The 15,512-nt window shown below is 68.8% G+C and carries 13 protein-coding genes; 10 read left to right on the top strand and 3 right to left on the bottom strand.

The genetic code is table 11. The features are described from left to right. Positions 1 to 449: 449 nt before the first annotated feature. A complete protein-coding gene (locus JTJ31_RS21830; protein WP_207540866.1) occupies positions 450 to 902 on the bottom strand; it encodes an MgtC/SapB family protein in 453 nt (150 codons plus the stop codon). 409 nt (positions 903 to 1,311) lie between these two features. On the opposite strand from JTJ31_RS21830, the gene JTJ31_RS21825 reads away from it, so the two are divergent. Both JTJ31_RS21825 and JTJ31_RS21820 read left to right on the top strand, forming a co-directional pair. Further along, a complete protein-coding gene (locus JTJ31_RS21825; RefSeq protein ID WP_207540865.1) occupies positions 1,312 to 3,081 on the top strand; it encodes a thiamine pyrophosphate-dependent enzyme in 1,770 nt (589 codons plus the stop codon). A gap of 17 nt (positions 3,082 to 3,098) precedes the next feature. Beyond that, the gene (locus JTJ31_RS21820; RefSeq protein ID WP_207540864.1) at positions 3,099 to 4,091 is read left to right on the top strand and encodes an SDR family oxidoreductase; all 993 of its coding nucleotides are present in this window, start codon (positions 3,099 to 3,101) and stop codon (positions 4,089 to 4,091) included. A gap of 57 nt (positions 4,092 to 4,148) precedes the next feature. Here the strand turns inward: JTJ31_RS21820 and JTJ31_RS21815 are convergent, their stop codons facing one another. After that, positions 4,149 to 4,859 (bottom strand): TetR/AcrR family transcriptional regulator, encoded by a 711-nt coding sequence (locus tag JTJ31_RS21815; RefSeq protein ID WP_207540863.1) that lies wholly within the window; start codon positions 4,857 to 4,859, stop codon positions 4,149 to 4,151. 161 nt (positions 4,860 to 5,020) lie between these two features. On the opposite strand from JTJ31_RS21815, the gene JTJ31_RS21810 reads away from it, so the two are divergent. The 8 genes from JTJ31_RS21810 to JTJ31_RS21775 all read left to right on the top strand — a co-directional run bounded on the left by JTJ31_RS21810 (position 5,021) and on the right by JTJ31_RS21775 (position 14,646). Beyond that, a complete protein-coding gene (locus JTJ31_RS21810; RefSeq protein ID WP_207540862.1) occupies positions 5,021 to 6,010 on the top strand; it encodes a Bug family tripartite tricarboxylate transporter substrate binding protein in 990 nt (329 codons plus the stop codon). Between the two features lie 29 nt (positions 6,011 to 6,039). Continuing rightward, positions 6,040 to 7,230, top strand: a complete 1,191-nt coding sequence (locus JTJ31_RS21805; RefSeq protein ID WP_207540861.1) for a M24 family metallopeptidase — start codon at positions 6,040 to 6,042, stop codon at positions 7,228 to 7,230. Between the two features lie 2 nt (positions 7,231 to 7,232). Next, on the top strand, positions 7,233 to 7,727 hold the full coding sequence (locus JTJ31_RS21800) for a GAF domain-containing protein (protein ID WP_207540860.1): 495 nt from the start codon (positions 7,233 to 7,235) through the stop codon (positions 7,725 to 7,727). An 8-nt stretch (positions 7,728 to 7,735) separates the two neighbouring features. Continuing rightward, complete coding sequence (locus JTJ31_RS21795; RefSeq protein ID WP_207540859.1) at positions 7,736 to 8,689, top strand: Bug family tripartite tricarboxylate transporter substrate binding protein; 954 nt, start codon at positions 7,736 to 7,738, stop codon at positions 8,687 to 8,689. Positions 8,690 to 8,714: 25 nt separating this feature from the next. Then, positions 8,715 to 10,328 (top strand): gamma-glutamyltransferase, encoded by a 1,614-nt coding sequence (gene ggt, locus JTJ31_RS21790; protein ID WP_236020527.1) that lies wholly within the window; start codon positions 8,715 to 8,717, stop codon positions 10,326 to 10,328. Between the two features lie 13 nt (positions 10,329 to 10,341). Beyond that, positions 10,342 to 11,331 (top strand): Bug family tripartite tricarboxylate transporter substrate binding protein, encoded by a 990-nt coding sequence (locus tag JTJ31_RS21785; RefSeq protein WP_207540858.1) that lies wholly within the window; start codon positions 10,342 to 10,344, stop codon positions 11,329 to 11,331. Between the two features lie 112 nt (positions 11,332 to 11,443). Then, positions 11,444 to 13,036 (top strand): ABC transporter substrate-binding protein, encoded by a 1,593-nt coding sequence (locus tag JTJ31_RS21780; protein WP_207540857.1) that lies wholly within the window; start codon positions 11,444 to 11,446, stop codon positions 13,034 to 13,036. After that, entirely contained in the window at positions 13,033 to 14,646 is a 1,614-nt protein-coding gene (locus JTJ31_RS21775; protein WP_236020526.1) for a zinc-binding metallopeptidase family protein, read from the top strand. The genes JTJ31_RS21780 and JTJ31_RS21775 overlap by 4 nt, the downstream gene beginning before the upstream one ends. 186 nt (positions 14,647 to 14,832) lie before the next feature. Here JTJ31_RS21775 and JTJ31_RS21770 read toward each other — a convergent pair whose 3' ends face one another. Beyond that, complete coding sequence (locus JTJ31_RS21770; protein ID WP_207540856.1) at positions 14,833 to 15,207, bottom strand: PRC-barrel domain-containing protein; 375 nt, start codon at positions 15,205 to 15,207, stop codon at positions 14,833 to 14,835. Between the last annotated feature and the right edge of the window lie 305 nt (positions 15,208 to 15,512).

Below are 15,512 nucleotides of genomic sequence, written 5' to 3'. Positions count from 1 at the left end.
CGGGTCGACGCCAGCCGGTGGCTGGATCACGCCAGAGCGGGGGATCTCCTGCAGCTGCGGCGTGATGGTCTGGGCCTGCGGCAACGCAGGACTTCCCGCGTCGCCGGTTGCGCCGCGGCGTTCCGCGGGCGCGCCCGACGGTGCCTGCGCCAAGGCTGCCCCCGAGGCTAGGAGGGCAAGTGCAACAGCAGCGAGCCAATGGCCGTTCGAGGCGCGGCGAGTGCCAAGATGGGAGCCAGCGAGCATGATGGCGACCTTCTTCTCCGTCTCCGCTCAACGCCAAACAACGGGTGGAGATACGCCCCACCGAAGCCGCATTCGCTCCCAGGCGCGGTGGCGAAAAAGCCATTCTCCGCGTGCCGTTCTGGCCTCACAGGGCGTACGGCCCCTCTACGTACCCGCAGGCGGCGCTCGAGCAGGTGCAGCCGACCGCGGTGCGCGGCCCACCCTCACCTCCCGCCGGGCTTCAATGGCGTGAGGAGGTAAAGGGTCACTGCGGTGAAAAGGCAGAGCGCAACGGCCACGTGGTAGCTGCCGAGCGCCACAGCCGCCCCCATGGCCCCCGTGGCCCAGATGCTGGCCGCCGTCGCGGTGCCGCGCACCTCGTCGCCGCCCTTCATGATGGCTCCTGCCCCGATGAAGCCGATGCCCGTTATGATACCTTCGACGACGCGCGCCATGGCCTCGGGACTGGCGCCCAGCGCCGTCTCCGTCGCCTGCACGAAGCCGCAGCTTGCGATGGCGACGAGCGGAAAAGTCCGCAGCCCGGCGCTCCGCTCCTCGCGCTCGCGGTTCCATCCGATGATGAGGGCCAGCGCATAGGCGATGGAAAGGTCCCGCAGATGCGGCAGGTAGGCGCGGGCGTGCTCGGAGACCCATTCACCGACCGACGATAAATCCAAACCGCACCTCCCTCTGGTTTTGCCTCACCTTCGGTGCGGAATGCTTTTGCGGCAAGCAAGGCTGCGGACGGCGCGTCACGCGCCCCGCGTAGCCCACCGCCCGGGGCTCTTCGCTGGCGATCGTACTGCATCCTGGAAGGCCGGGCCCAACCCGCCGCCGCGGCGGGCGTTCGCAACGAATTCCCAAGCGAGCAGCTTATCCATGATTACCCCAAGCTGCGCTGCCATCGGTGCCCCGCACGTCCCGCCGGCGTGGCCACCGCCGCTCGCCTTGCCGCCTACCATAGCTCCGGCCCAGCCTGTGGTCCTCGGCATCGCTTGTCCGGACGGGGATTTCGCCACCCATGACGACGCTGTGGCGGTCTTGCGTTGGGCGGGCCTCCATCCTGGCCGGAGTTGAGGTTGCACCATGACGAAGACCGCTGAGATCCTCCTCGATACGCTGGAAGCCTGGGGGGTGGACACGATCTTCGGCCTGGCCGGCGACGGTATCAACGGCATCATGGAGGCGCTGCGCACCCGCCAGGACCGCATCCGCTTCATCCACGTGATGCATGAGGAGAGCGCCGCCTTCATGGCCACCGCCTGGGCCAAGTGGACCGGGCGGATCGGCTGCTGCCTTGCCACCTCCGGCCCCGGAGGCATCCACCTGCTCAACGGGCTCTACGACGCCAAGCTGGACAAGGCGCCCGTGCTGGCTATCACCGGGATGCAGTACCACGACCTTCTGGGCACCATGACGCAGCAGGACGTGGACATGGACAAGCTGTTCCAGGACGTCACCGTGTTCAACGCCCGCGTGATGGGTGCGGCGCATGTGGAAAACGTCGCCTCGCTTGCCTGCCGTGCGGCGCTGGCCCGCCGCGGGGTGGCGCATCTCTCGCTGCCGGTGGACGTGCAGGAGGAACCACTCTCCGAGGAGCATCCCTCGCCCCGCAACAAGCCGCACCCTGTCTCCACGGCCATGGGCGGCGCGCTGATCGTGCCGCGCCCGGAGGAGCTGGACCGCGCGGCGGAGATCCTGAACGGCGCCTCGCGCGTTGCCATCCTCGCCGGACGCGGGGCGGCCTCCGCCCGGGCAGAGCTCGAGCGGACCGCGGAGCTTCTGGCCGCGCCGGTGGCCAAGGCGCTGCTGGGCAAGGCCGTACTGCCGGACGACCACCCCTTCAGCACCGGCGGCATCGGGCTCTACGGCACCTTCGGCACCGAGAAGGCGATGCAGGGCTGCGACGCGCTGCTGATCGTGGGCAGCACCTTCCCCTACATCGAGTACTACCCGAAGCCGGGCCAGGCACGCTGCATACAGGTGGATTTCGACCCGCTGCACATCTCGCTGCGCCATCCGGCGGAGGTGGGGCTGGTGGGCGACGCGCAGGCGGTGCTCGAGGCCCTGAACACCCGGCTCGGTCGCAAGGAGGACCGCTCCTTCCTGGCTGCGGCGCAGGAGGAGACGGCGCGCTGGCGCGACGCGCTGCATGCGGGGGCGACTTCCATGCGGCGCCCCATGCATCCTGGTGCGCCGGTCGCCGCGCTTTCTGCACGCCTGCCGGACAACGCCGTGGTCGCGACGGATAGCGGGCACAACACTGGTCTCACAGCGCGCTACCTCTCGCTGCGGGATGGCCAGGCCTTCGGTGTGTCGGGCCTGCTCGCCTCCATGGCCTGCGGGCTGCCCTATGCCATCGCCGCGGGGCTGGCCTTCCCGGGGAGACCGGTCTTCGCCGTGGTGGGGGATGGCGGCTTCGCGATGCAGATGGGCGAGTTCGCCACCGCCGTGCGGCACCGGCTCGACCTCAAAGTGCTCGTGATCAAGAACGGCACGCTCGGCCAGATCAAGTGGGAGCAGATCCTGTTCCTGGGCAACCCGGAATTCGCCTGCGACCTGCCCGACATCTCCTTCGCCCACGCTGCGGAGGCGATGGGCGGGCGCGGCTTCCATCTGGACGATCCGGCGCAGCTCGATGCGGTGATGGACGCAGCCCTCGCCACGCCTGGGCCCGTCGTGATCGAGGCGGTGGTGGACCCGAACGAGCCGCTGCTGCCGGCCGTCATGCCCGACAGCTACCGCAAGAATTTGGAGAAGGCGCTGGAGGCCGGGACGGCCGGCGCCGAGGAGTTGCGTGCCGCCCTCTTGCGTGCCCCGGCGCAGGAGATGATGGCGCGGCGCAAGCCATCGTGAGCGTGAAGGAGGAGGCCATGCCAGACCGGACCAAGCTGCACGGGCGCGTGGTGGTGATCACCGGCGCCTCCAGCGGCATCGGACGCGCCGCGGCGCAACTCTTCGCACGCGAAGGCTGCCGTGTCGTCCTCGCCGCACGGCGCGGCGACGTGCTGGAGGAGGTGGCGGCCGAGTGCCGCCGCCTCGGCGCCGATGCGGTTGCCATCCCGACGGACGTGACCGATCCCGAGGCGGTGCGCTTGCTGGCAGAGGGCGCACTCGGCGCCTTCGGGCGCATCGACGTCTGGATCAACAATGCCGGCACGGGTGCCTTCGGACCCTTCACGGAAACGCCGCTTGAGATCCACAGCAAGACGATCGAGGTGGACCTGCTGGCGGCGCTCTATGGCGCACACATCGCACTGGCGCAGTTTCTTCGGCAGGGCGAGGGCACTCTGATCAACAACGTGTCATTGGGCGGCTGGGCGCCCACCCCCTACGCCGCGGCTTACACGGCGGCGAAGTTCGGGCTGCGCGGGCTTTCGGCCAGTCTGCGGCAGGAGATGCAAGCCCACCCACGCATCCATGTCTGCGCGGTCTTTCCTTCCATGATCGATACGCCGGGGCTGGAGCACGGCGCGAATTTCTCCGGTCTGCGGATTGATCCCGGGCCACACCTCTACACACCTGAGGACGTGGCGAAGGCCTTCGTGCGCCTTGCCCGTGCGCCACGCGACGAAACCGCCGTGGGATGGCCAGCCCGTGCGGCCCAGTTCAGCTACACCCTGGCGCGCGGCCCGACCGAGCGCCTGATGGGCGCCGCCATCCGTTTCGCCCTGCGGCGCGCCCTGCCGGCACCGCGTGGCGAGGGGGCGGTGCTGCATCCGACTCCCGTTGGCACCGGCGTCAGCGGCGGGTGGCTGGCCCGCAAGGGCATTCCCCCGGCACGGACGCTGGACCTGGCCACGCTCGGGGGGCTCGCTGCCGTCGGCGCAGTGGCCGCTCTGCTCGCTGCCCGGCGACGGGCGTGAGCCAGGCATAGCCCTGGGCGCTTTACCTACGTGGCCTCGAAGCTCAACCCAAGCCAACTATCCCGCGGGTTTGCGACGCCGTTCCTTCGCTGCGGCCACGACACCGCTCTCGGGTCTTTCCACGGCGATGATCTTTTCCGCCAACTCGATCCAGGCATCGAGAACAGCCTCGTTCACGTCGTCGCTTCGGTTGAAGCTCGCGTGGATGGCCATGCCGCGAAGGAGGCAGAGCGTCATGTACTGGAACTGCTCCTCCTTCTGCACATCGGGAAAGCGCAGCAGCTGACGCCAGCGAAGATTTCGCTGGCTCGCCGGTGAGTCGAGCGCCCGGCGCAGCCTGTCGCCAAGCTCCTTGTCCACCCGCGCGGCCAGCATCAGCTCCAGCGCCGCGACGTAGCTCGGCTTGCTGAAGATCTCCCGCCAGACGAAGCGGAGATAGTCTTCGAAGGGCACCTCACCGAGGTTTCGGCCGCCAAAGGCCGCATGGCGTGCCTCGTCCCAGCCATGGAGCAGATGCTCGAAGGCACCCACCAACATGTCGGTCTTGGTGGCGAAGTGATGCGTCTGCGCCCCACGGGAGACGCCCGCGCGCGCCGCGATCATGGGAGTCGTGAGGGACTCGTAGCCGACCTCGCACAGCACATCCAAGGCAGCTTCGCACAAGCGCCGCCGCATCGTGGCGGAACGGCGAGCCTGCTTGCCGGCACCGGCCTCCGGCTGCGCTTCCGGTGTCGTGCCGGGCGCTTCGTCCGCCAAGGTCCTGTCCATCCGTCGCGCTCCCTGAGCCACGCCTGTGCGCGTCCGACCATGGTGCATCGCGTCGGCGAAGTTGATCTTGATCCCTTTTTACAAACAGTCCAGTCTGTTTTTTGTTGACAGCCTAGTCGGCCCCGGAAGGGTCCCGATGATCAGCACAAGGACGCAGCATCATGGACAGGCGTGAATTCGGCCGGACCTTTGCCGGAGCCGCCGCGACGGCGGCCTTCGGCGCCAGCCGCGCCTCCTTCGCCCAGTCCGCCACAGGCTTCCCGGCCCAGCCAATCCGGCTGGTTGTGCCGCTCGCCGCCGGAACCCTGACGGACACCGTCGCCCGCCTGATCGCCGAGCCGATGGCGCGTGACCTCGGGCAACCGGTCGTCATCGAGAATCGGGGCGGGGCGAATGGCAATGTCGCAGCCTCCTACCTGAAGCAGCAGCGCCCGGACGGACACGCGGTCCTGCTCTCCGGCGTATCGATGTTCGCCTTCAATCCCTTCCTCTACCCGAGCCTCGCCTACGACCCTGCACGGGACTTCACCTATATCGCGCCCGTCGTGGACACACCCTTCATGCTGGTGGCCAGCAAGCAGAGCGGCATCACCTCCGTGGCGCAATTCCTCCAGCGGGCCAGGGCCCGGCCGGGCGAGTTGACCTTCGCCAGCGCTGGCAACGGCAACTCCACCCATCTCGCCATGGAGATGGTGGCGGCGGCTGCGGATATCCGGCTGACCCACGTCCCCTACAGCGCGGTCTCGCCCCTCAACAGCCTGCTTTCTGGTGAGACGGACACCATGCTCAGCGTGATGGGCAGCCTGCTGCCCCATGTTCGCCAGGGCGCTGTCATTCCCCTCGCCGTGCTGCTCGAGAGGCGTGCGCCGGATCTGCCCGACGTGCCCACGCTCCGTGAAGCCGGGCTGCAGGCACCAAGGATGCCGGGCTGGTACGCGCTCGTCGGCCCGGCCGGGATGCCGGAGGAGCCAGTGCAGCGCCTGAACGCCGCGCTGCAAAAGGCGCTCCACGACGCAACCGTCCGCCAGCGCTTCCGGGACCTCTATCTTGATCCGATCGCGGGCAGCCCTGCTACCATCCGCGAGAGCTTCGAGCGCGACAGCGAGGTCTGGGGCGGTTTCATCCGCAGCCGCGGCCTGCGTCTCGGCTGACCACATCAAACCCCACTGGAGCACGCCACATGGCCATCCTCAGCACCGCCATCCGTGACTATCGCCTCGGGCTTATGCACGCCCTGATGGATCGCGAGGGCTACGATGCCCTCGCCTTCACCCAAGCGGATTTCTTTCAGTTCGCGACCAATTTTGCGACCGACGTGCAGACCTGGGAGCGCCCCATCCTCTGCATCGTGCCGCGCAACGGCGAGCCCTTCGCCATCCTGAACGAGCTTTCGACCAATCACTGGCGCTTCGGCATCGAGGCGGGGAAGCTGTGGGTCACGGATGTGGAGTTCTACGCGGAGCATCCGCGCCTGAGCCGCCGCGTGCCGCTGGCGCCGCAATGGCCTGAGATGGTGGCCGACCGCCTGCGTCGCGCCGGCCTCTCCCGCGCTCGCATCGGCGCCGATGCGGCGGGCGGCATGCTCGCCCGCGCGACGGCGCTGCTGCCGCATCTCAAGCTGGAAGGCGCCACGGCCGGCTGTCAGAGCCTGCGCTGGGTGAAGCACCCCGAGGAGATCCAGCTCCTGCGCGAGATCGCGGAACTCACCGACTGGGTGCAGGACCGCTACCGGGAGGCGATCCGCCCCGGCCGGCTGGTGCAGGAGATGGACATGGCCATGGCCGCGGCCCTGGCGGAAGAATCCGCGCGCCGCTTCCCGGGCGAGCATCTGGAGATCATGCGCTGCTGGACGCTGTCCGGCCCGGCGAGCTGCGCCCCCCACGGGGATGGCCGCTCCTCGGGGCAGCGGATCGAGAAGGGGCACGGCCTCGTCAACATCGTCATCCCGCGCGTGAACGGGCTGGTGGTGGAGAATGAGCGCACGTGGTTCTGCGGCAAGCCGGACAATCGCCAGGCCTTCCTCTTCGAGACGGCGCGCGCCGCGAACGAGGCCGCGTGCGAGGCCGCCGTCACCGGGCGCCCCGTCTGCGACATCGACGCTGCGGCCCAGGCGGTGATCGAGCGGGCTGGCTGCGCGGACCTCATGCTCCACCGCACCGGTCACGGCATGGGCACGCTCGGTCACGAATTCCCGGCAGACATGGCCTTCAACACCCGTCCGCTGCTGGAGAACGAGGTCTATTCGGCGGAGCCGGGCATCTATGAATGGGGCCTGGGCGGCTTCCGCCACGACGACACGGTCGTGGTGGGCACACGGCCCGAGGTTCTGACGCGCGCCCCGAAGGACCTCGCCTCGCAGACGGTGGGCTGAGCATGGAGGCGGAACTGCGACTGGTCGCCGCCGCGCTCGCGACGCCAGGCCAGCCGCAGTCTGGCCTGGCGGCGCTGGACAAGGCGATGGCCGCCAGTGTCGGCCATCGCCTCTTCACCGTGCTGGTGCTGGATGAGGCGCGCGGCGTCAGCCGCCGCTTCCACAGCAGCCGGCCCGACGCCTACCCCGTCTCGGGCGAGAAGCCGATCCGGCGGGATTCCGAGTTCTACAAGCGGCTCGTCGAGCAGGGCCTGCCGCGCATCTGCCGGGACCGGGACGACATCATCCGCGCCTTCCCGGATCACGAGCTGATCCTCTCGCTCGGCTGTGATGGGGCGGTGAACGTGCCGGTGCGTTGGGACGGGCGCACCCTCGGCGCCCTGAACCTGCTGCACCGCGCAGGCCACTACACGGAAGAGCAGCTTCCTGCTCTTTCCGTCTTTGCGGCGCTGGCCTTGGCGCCCATGCTGCGCATCCTGGAAGGACGAAGCCTATGACTTCACCAATGACGCGCCGCAGCGCCGGCGCGCTGATCGCTGCCCTGGCGACTCCGGCCCTGGCTCAGGAAAGCTCGCCGGTGCGGGTCATCATCCCGCAGCCGCCCGGCGGTGCGACCGACATCCTGGCTCGCCTGATTGCCGAGCCGCTCTCGCGCGAGCTGGGACGGCCGGTCATCGTCGAGAACCGGCCGGGCGCCAACGGCATCGTCTCGATCAACGCGTTGAAGGGTTCGCGGCCGGATGGTGGTGCGATGCTGCTGGGCGGCGTCTCCATCTTCAGCTTCAACCCGAACCTCTACCCCAACCTGCCCTATGATCCCTGGCGCGACTTCACCTGGATTGCGCCCGTGGCCGACACGCCCTTCGTGATGGTCGCCGGCCGTCGCACCGGCATCACCACCTTGCCCCAGTTCATCGAGCGCGCCCGCGCCGAGCCGGAGCGCCTGACCTTCGGCAGCGCCGGCATCGGGAACTCGACGCATCTGGCGATGGAGATGATCGCCGAGCGTGCGCAGATCCGCCTCACCCATGTGCCCTTCGCCGGCTCCGCCGCGGCGATCACCAGCATCATCGCGGGCGACACCGATTCGATGGTGAACCCGCTCGGCAGCACCCTCCCCATGATCCAGGGCGGCGGCGTCGTGCCGCTCGCCACCCTCGGCAGGGAACGCTCGCCGGCGCTTCCCGACGTCCCCACGCTGCGGGAGGCAGGGTTGGCGGATGTGACCATGCCGGGCTGGTATGCCTTTGTCGGCCCGGCCGGCATGCCGGCGCAGGTGGTGGAACGGCTGAACGGCGCCATCCGCGCCGTGGTGGACAACCCCGCCGTGACGCAGCGCCTGCGCGATGCGGTGCTGGAGCCGGTGTCCGGTTCGGCCGCCGACATCCAGCAGCGGGCCCGGTCGGAGAGCGAGATGATCGGCGCCTTCATCCGCCGCCGCGGCATCAAGGTGGAATAGTCCTATGGCTCGACCCGAACGGCGAATGCCTGAACCGCGCGCGATGATTGTCGCGCCGCAGCCCGAGGCGGTGGAGGCGGGAATCACCACCCTCCAGGCCGGCGGCAATTCGTTGGATGCCGTCCTCGCTTGCGCCCTCACCCAGGGCGTGGTGGACCCGATGATGTGCGGAATCGGCGGCCTCGGCGTGCTGCAGATCCTCGATCCTGCGACAGGCGATCACCTGGTGCTGAACGGCCTCTCCACCTGCCCCGCCGCCTGCACCGAAGAGATGTGGGAATCCATCTTCCAGGGCGAGTGCCCGGATGGCTACGGCTACATCCTGCGCGGCCACGTCAACGAACTCGGACATGCTGCCGTGACCACCCCCGGCATCCTGCGTGTCTTCGCCGAGGCGCATCGGCGCTGGGGCCGCCTCGGCTGGGCGGGCCTCTTCGAGCCGGCCATCACCACGGCCACCGAAGGCTGGCTGGTGCGTCCGCACGTCGCGTCGATGTTCGCGCTCGACGAGCGTGCCTACGGGCGGCTGAGCTATCGCGAGAAGCTCGCCTTCACGGAAGACGGCACGCGGCTCTACCTGCGCCCGGACGGTTCGCCCAAACGTCTGGGCGAGACCGTTCGGAATCCGGACCTCGCTGCGACGCTCGCCACCCTCGCGAAGGAGGGCGCGGAGGATTTCTACACAGGAGGGATCGCCCGCCGGATCCTTGCCGACATGGAGCGCCACGGCGGACTGCTGTCGGCAGCTGACCTCGCTGGCTTCCAGCCGGAGGCGGAGCCGCCCCTCAAAGTGGACTACCGCGGCCGCGTCATCGCCGTGCCGCCGCCGCCTGCGGGTGGCATCATGGTGGCGCAGATGCTCCGCATCCTGGAGCAGTTCGACCTCACGGCGCTTGGCCACAACAGCCCCGAATACATGCGGGTGGTCGCCGAAGCCATGAAGGTCGCGGGGCGCGACAAGGACCGCCATATCGGCGACCCGCGCTTTGTCCCTCCCCCGCTGGAGCGCATGCTCTCCGACGCCTATGCGCAGGAGCGTGCCGCGGCGATCCGGGCGGGCGAGAAGGTTCAGTTGCCGCGGGTCGGCGCGGATTCCCAGCACACCACCACCGTCTCCTGCGTGGATGCGGATGGGATGGTGGTTTCGCTGACCCACACGTTGGGCCTGCCCTCCGGCGTGATCCCGCCTGGAACGGGCTTCATGATGAACGGAGCCATGAACTGGTACGACCCGCGCCCGGGCCGCGCAGGATCCATCGCGCCGGGCAAGCGGCGCTTCTCCTCCATGTCGCCCAGCATCGTGCTGGAGCAAGGCAAGCCGGTCGCCACGCTGGGTGCACCCGGTGGCGCATGGATTCCCATCGCCATCCTGCAGGCCCTGGTGAACCTGCTCGATTTCGGCATGACGATGCAGGAGTCGGTGCAGGCCCCTCGCTTCAGCGCCACCAGCGACGCATTGGACATCGGCAACCGCATCCCCCGCGCCACGCAGCAGGCGCTGGAGGCGATGGGCTACGAGGTGCGCCGCTCGCCCGCCAGCTATCCCTTCGCCGCCGTGCACGGCATCGCCATGTGGGAGGGGCGCCTCGAAGGCGGCGCCGATCCGCAGCGCGATGGCTTGGCCGCCGGTATTCCCTGAGGAACGACAAGCCATGAGGATCCCCCGCCGCGGCCTTGGCCTCGCCGCGCTCTCCAACCTCGCGGCACCGACGCTGGTCCGGGCGCAATCCGCGCCGGCCTGGCCGCGGGCACAGCCGATCCGCTTCATCGTCCCCTTCGCACCGGGCGGCACCACCGACATCATCGCACGCATCCTGATGGCCGAGGTTTCGCGCCGGATCGGCCAGACAGTGGTGGTGGAGAATCGCCCGGGCGCGGGGGCGACGCTCGGGACCGGCCAGGTCGCGCGCGCGGCGCCCGACGGCTACACCCTCGTGCTCTCCGTGATCAGCGCGATGGTGGTGGGGAAGGTGCTCTATGGCGAAAGGGTGACCTGGGACCCTGACCAGGACTTCGCACACGTCGCCATGGTGATGAGCACGCCCTACCTGATCCTGGTTCGCCCCGACCTGCCGATCCGCACGCTGGCGGATCTTGTGGCAGAGGCGCGGCGCCGGCCGGATGCCTTGAGTTATGGCAGCGCCGGCGTCGGCTCCATGCCGCATCTCGTCATGGTGCGATTCTTGCAGGCCGCCGGCATCTCGATGACCCATGTCCCCTATCGCGGTGCCGCGCAGATCGCGACGGATGTCGCGGGCGGAGTTCTGCCGATGATGGTGGATAGCCTGACGGCAGCCAGCGCCAACATCCGCAGCGGCATGCTGCGCCCGCTGGCGCATAGCTGGCCCGAGCGCATCCCTGCCTTTCCGGATATTCCGACCTTCCGCGAACTGGGATTTGGCGATCTGGTGGTGGATGGGTGGTCCGGCATCGCCGCGCCCGCGCGCACGCCGCGCCCGATTCTGGAGCAGCTCGCCACGGCGACCCGTGAGGCGCTGGAAGCGCCAGAGGTCGCGCGCCGCTATGCCGAAACCGCGACTGCGCCAGGGCGTCACTTCCTCGAGGATGCCCAGCGCTTCGTGCGTGAGGAGCTCGCAGCCTGGACTCCCATCATCCGCGCATCCGGCGCCACGGTAGACTGAGGAGCGCCGCTTTGCCTCGAGGGCTTGCGCGCTTCACTCGAAGGCGCGCACGCTTACGCCCACTGCATCCTGCTCGCCAAAGCACCGGATGCGCCTAGGGGAGGCTTGCAGCATGCAACGACGCACCTTGATGAAGAGTGTGGGCGCCGGACTTGCGGCCTCGGCCGCCGGTCCCGCTCTGGTCCGGGCGCAATCCGCCAGCACTCTGCGCTTCACGCCGCAGCAGGATTTGGTGACGCTCGATCCGGTCACCACCACGGCCTATATCAGCCGCAACCACGGCTACATGGTGTTCGACACGCTCTACGGCATGGATGGCTCCTTCCAGGCCACGCCGCAGATGGTGGATGGCCACCGCATCGAGGATGACGGCAAGCGCTGGGACCTGACGCTGCGCGAAGGCCTGCGCTGGCACGATGGCGAAAGGGTGGCGGCACGCGACTGCGTGGCCAGCATCCGGCGCTGGGCTCGGCGCGATCCCTTCGGCGGGTCGCTGATGGAGGCGGCGGATGAACTCTCCGCGCCGGATGACCGCACCATCCGCTTCCGTCTGAAGCGCCCTTTCCCGCTGCTTCCGATCGCGCTGGGCAAGGCCTCCGTGCCGGTCTGCGCCATGATGCCGGAGCGGCTGGCGAACACTGACCCCTTCGCCCAGGTGCCGGAGCTGATCGGCAGCGGGCCGTTCCGCTTCAAGGCGGATGAGCGCGTTCCGGGTTCGCTCAACGTCTACACGAAGTTCGAGGGCTACGTTCCACGCAGGGACGGGGCGCTTTCCTGGACCTCCGGCCCGAAGATCGTGCATTTCGACCGCGTCGAATGGCGCAGCATGCCCGATGCCTCCACCGCCACCTCTGCCCTGCTGGCGGGCGAGCAGGACTGGCAGGAATACGCCTATCACGACCAGCTGCCGCTGTTGCGCCGCGCGCGCAACGTGCAGGTGCGCGTGCTCGACCCCACCGGCTTCGTGGCGATGATGCGCGTGAACCACCTGCAGCCGCCCTTCAACAATCCGGAGATCCGCCGCGCGCTCTGGGGCGCCGTGAACCAGACGGACTACATGCACGCGCTGGTCGGGCCGAACGAGACTTCGCTCTATCACGTCCCGCTCGGCTTCTTTTCCCCCGGCACGCCCATGGCCTCCGAGGCCGGGCTCGACCCGCTGCGTGGCCCACGCCATTACGACAGGGTGCGGGAGGCGCTGCGGAGAGCGGGCTATCGTGGCGAGACGGTGCTGTTGATGGTGCCGTCCAACTCCACGGCGCTGATGGCGCAGGGCGCAGTGGCCGAGGACATGCTGAAGCGCGTCGGCATGAACGTCGAGGTCTATGCCGTCGAGTTCAACGCCATGCTGCAGAGGCGCAACCGCAAGGGTCCGGTATCGGAGGGCGGCTGGAGTGCCTTCATCACCAACTGGTCAGGCACCGACTGGCTGAACCCCGCCGGCCACATCGCGCTGCGCGGCAATGGAGAGGCGGGCTATGCCGGCTGGGCCACCATGCCGCGCATCGAGGAGCTGCGCGAGGCCTGGTTCCGCGCCCCGGACGAGGCGGCGCAGAAGCAGATCTGCCAGGACATCCAGCTCGAGGCGATGCGGGAGGTGCCCTTCTACCCGCTCGGCCAGTACATGCAGCCCACGGCCTACCGCTCCAGCCTGACTGGCGTGCTGGATGGCTTCGCCACCTTCTGGAGTGTCCGCCGCGCATGACCGGAACCAAGATGATGCAGCAGAACGACGCCGTCCGCGCCCATGCGCTGGAGTGGATCACCGCCAATCAGGGCCGCCTCTCCGCCTTCAATGCGCGGATCTGGTCCCATGCGGAGCCCGCTTGGCGCGAGTACCGCTCCGCACGCGACTATGTGGAGCTGCTGCGCGCCGAGGGCTTTGAGGTGGAGGAAGGCTCAGGCGGCATGCCGACCGCCTTCGTCGCGACATGGGGCAAGGGCGGGCCGGTGCTGGCCGGTTTCTCCGAGTATGACGCGGTGCCCGGCAACTCCCAGCAGGTGGTGCCGCGCCAGGCGCCGCGGGAGGGCGTGCATCCCTATGCCGCAGGGCATACCGACCCGCATTCCGTCCTCGGCACCGCGTCTCTCGCCGCCATGCTGGGGACCAAGGCGGCGATGGAGGCCCATGGCGTCGCGGGCACGCTGAAGCTGTTCGGCGAGCCTGCGGAGAAGGTCTGCGGCTCCAAGCCGATCCACGCCGCCAAGGGATATTATGACGGGCTGGACGCGGCGGTGGTATGGCACCCTTGGGCCTCCAACACCGTGACTTCGGAGACGCATTTCGGCGCCTATTGGAGCGCCGTCATCACCTTCGAGGCCGATGCGCCGGAGCAGTGGATCGATCCCTCGCTGATGCCGATCGAGGGCGCGCATGCCGCCGCGCGCTGCCCGGGCGCGCTGGACGCGCTCTGCCTCATGTACACCACGACCAAGTACACCAAGGAAGCGATGTTTCCCTCCGCCGGCTCCTGGACGCTGAACGAGCACGTCCTCGGCGACGCTGGCGCGACCTCGGACAACCTCACGCCGCGTTTCTCGCAGATCCAGTATTCCTGGCGGTCCTCGTCGCTCGGCATCCAGGAACAGATCTGGCGCGTGCTGGCGAATAATGCGCGCCATGTCGCGGGCATCACGGGCTGCCGCGCCTTCGTGCGCTGGGTGACGAAGACGCGGGTCGGGGTGCCGAACACGGTGCTGACCGATCTCACGTGGAAGAACCTCCAGGCCGTCGGCGCGCCGCGCTATGGCGAGGAGGCGCTGGAGTTCGGCCGACAGATGCAGCGCGAGCTCGGGCTCGAACCGATGGAAGATCCCTTCCTCGCCGATGTGTCCCGCCTCACGCCGCCCGAGGCGTTCGAGGCGCGGCTGCGCGCTGGCCTGCCCTCCTGGCAGAAGCATCTCAGCGCGGACGACTATGTGGAGTTCTGCTGGCACGCGCCGACCGTCCGGCTGCTGGCGGCGCGGCCCCGGCTTCGCCCGCCCTCGCCCGGCTATGCCTACCCGGCCTGGGCCTACAATGCGCTGGGTGGCCTGTCGGCCGCCGTGGACCCTGGAATGTTCGTCGCCGCGAAGACCATGGCGCTGACGCTGGTGGATCTGGCGACCCTGCCGGAGTCACTGGCCGCCGCCCAGGCCGAGTTCCGGGAGCGCACAAGCGGCATCGGCGGCTCGCGCTGGGTTGGCCCGCTGCTGCCGCCCGATTTCGATCCGCCGGTGGACCTCCGCTGGCCGGAATACGTCAGCACGGCGCGCGGCGAAGGATGGACTTTCCCCACTCCGCATTCTGGCACCGGCGCAGGGGAACCGCTCTGACCGGGCGGGCCGGCCGCCGCGACTTCATGGGGCCTTGAAGGATGCTGGCGCTGATCGCACCTCGGCCCCTTCCTTGCGGAAGGGACCTGGCGCTTCGGCCTGCGGCCGTCACGAGTGTTCAGTACCGCGACAATCCCTCTCTGTAGGAGGGAGCCGCGGCACCGGCGCATCCGGATCGCTGCGGGATCAGTCGCGGTAGTCAAAGCCCGGCATGGCCCGCACCTCGTCGCGGGTCATGGGCAGTTCCACGCGGCGGTTCTCACCCATACGAATGCGGTCGAAGGGGATCATCACGTGGCGGTCGCTGCGCAGGAGGCCACGGTCAACCTCCACGACAACACCCACCACGCGTCCCTGCGCATCAAGGATCATGTCCTCCACCTCGCCGACATTGTGTCCGTCGGAGCTTCGCACATCGCGGTCGATGATCGCCTTGGCCCGGAACTGACCCTGGGCCATGGCCGCGGGAGCCGTTGTCGTGCTGGGGGCGCTGGTTTGCGCCAGGGCGGCGGGCGCGGCCAAGCTGAGCGCGAGGGCGGCGGTGAGGGCGGCCTTGAGCATGGTTGTTCCTCCTATAAGGGCATTGGCGCAACGCTGCTGCCCGCGCCTCGTTGCCGCACCTGGACCACGGCCTCTAAGCTAAGGCGCGACCGACAGGCCCCTCCGTCCCGCACGACGGTGTAGGCCCAGCCGAGACGCAGAGAATCACGGATAGAGGTCATGCGCTTAACTTGAGACCGCTAGAGCAAATTCTGTTCGAGCTGATTCGCGAAAGCGCTTCCCCGACGCGGGGGTGATCTGATTCACCCTTTCTGCTGAGCGGAGGCAGAAGGCATGGCGAAGACCTTGTCGGAGGATCTGCGGGT

Source organism: Sabulicella rubraurantiaca (genome assembly GCF_017355885.1).
Lineage (GTDB): Bacteria > Pseudomonadota > Alphaproteobacteria > Acetobacterales > Acetobacteraceae > Roseococcus > Roseococcus rubraurantiacus.
This window is presented reverse-complemented; position numbering and strand designations above follow the sequence as displayed.

Bases quoted from the DNA above. Each gene is read 5' to 3' on its own strand.
- JTJ31_RS21815 (WP_207540863.1), bottom strand. From the start codon at position 4,859: ATGGACAGGACCTTGGCGGACGAAGCGCCCGGCACGACACCGGAAGCG.
- ggt (WP_236020527.1), top strand. From the start codon at position 8,715: ATGCCTGAACCGCGCGCGATGATTGTCGCGCCGCAGCCCGAGGCGGTG.
- JTJ31_RS21770 (WP_207540856.1), bottom strand. From the start codon at position 15,207: ATGCTCAAGGCCGCCCTCACCGCCGCCCTCGCGCTCAGCTTGGCCGCG.
- JTJ31_RS21785 (WP_207540858.1), top strand. From the start codon at position 10,342: ATGAGGATCCCCCGCCGCGGCCTTGGCCTCGCCGCGCTCTCCAACCTC.
- JTJ31_RS21780 (WP_207540857.1), top strand. From the start codon at position 11,444: ATGCAACGACGCACCTTGATGAAGAGTGTGGGCGCCGGACTTGCGGCC.
- JTJ31_RS21825 (WP_207540865.1), top strand. From the start codon at position 1,312: ATGACGAAGACCGCTGAGATCCTCCTCGATACGCTGGAAGCCTGGGGG.
- JTJ31_RS21795 (WP_207540859.1), top strand. From the start codon at position 7,736: ATGACGCGCCGCAGCGCCGGCGCGCTGATCGCTGCCCTGGCGACTCCG.
- JTJ31_RS21800 (WP_207540860.1), top strand. From the start codon at position 7,233: ATGGAGGCGGAACTGCGACTGGTCGCCGCCGCGCTCGCGACGCCAGGC.
- JTJ31_RS21805 (WP_207540861.1), top strand. From the start codon at position 6,040: ATGGCCATCCTCAGCACCGCCATCCGTGACTATCGCCTCGGGCTTATG.
- JTJ31_RS21820 (WP_207540864.1), top strand. From the start codon at position 3,099: ATGCCAGACCGGACCAAGCTGCACGGGCGCGTGGTGGTGATCACCGGC.
- JTJ31_RS21810 (WP_207540862.1), top strand. From the start codon at position 5,021: ATGGACAGGCGTGAATTCGGCCGGACCTTTGCCGGAGCCGCCGCGACG.
- JTJ31_RS21775 (WP_236020526.1), top strand. From the start codon at position 13,033: ATGACCGGAACCAAGATGATGCAGCAGAACGACGCCGTCCGCGCCCAT.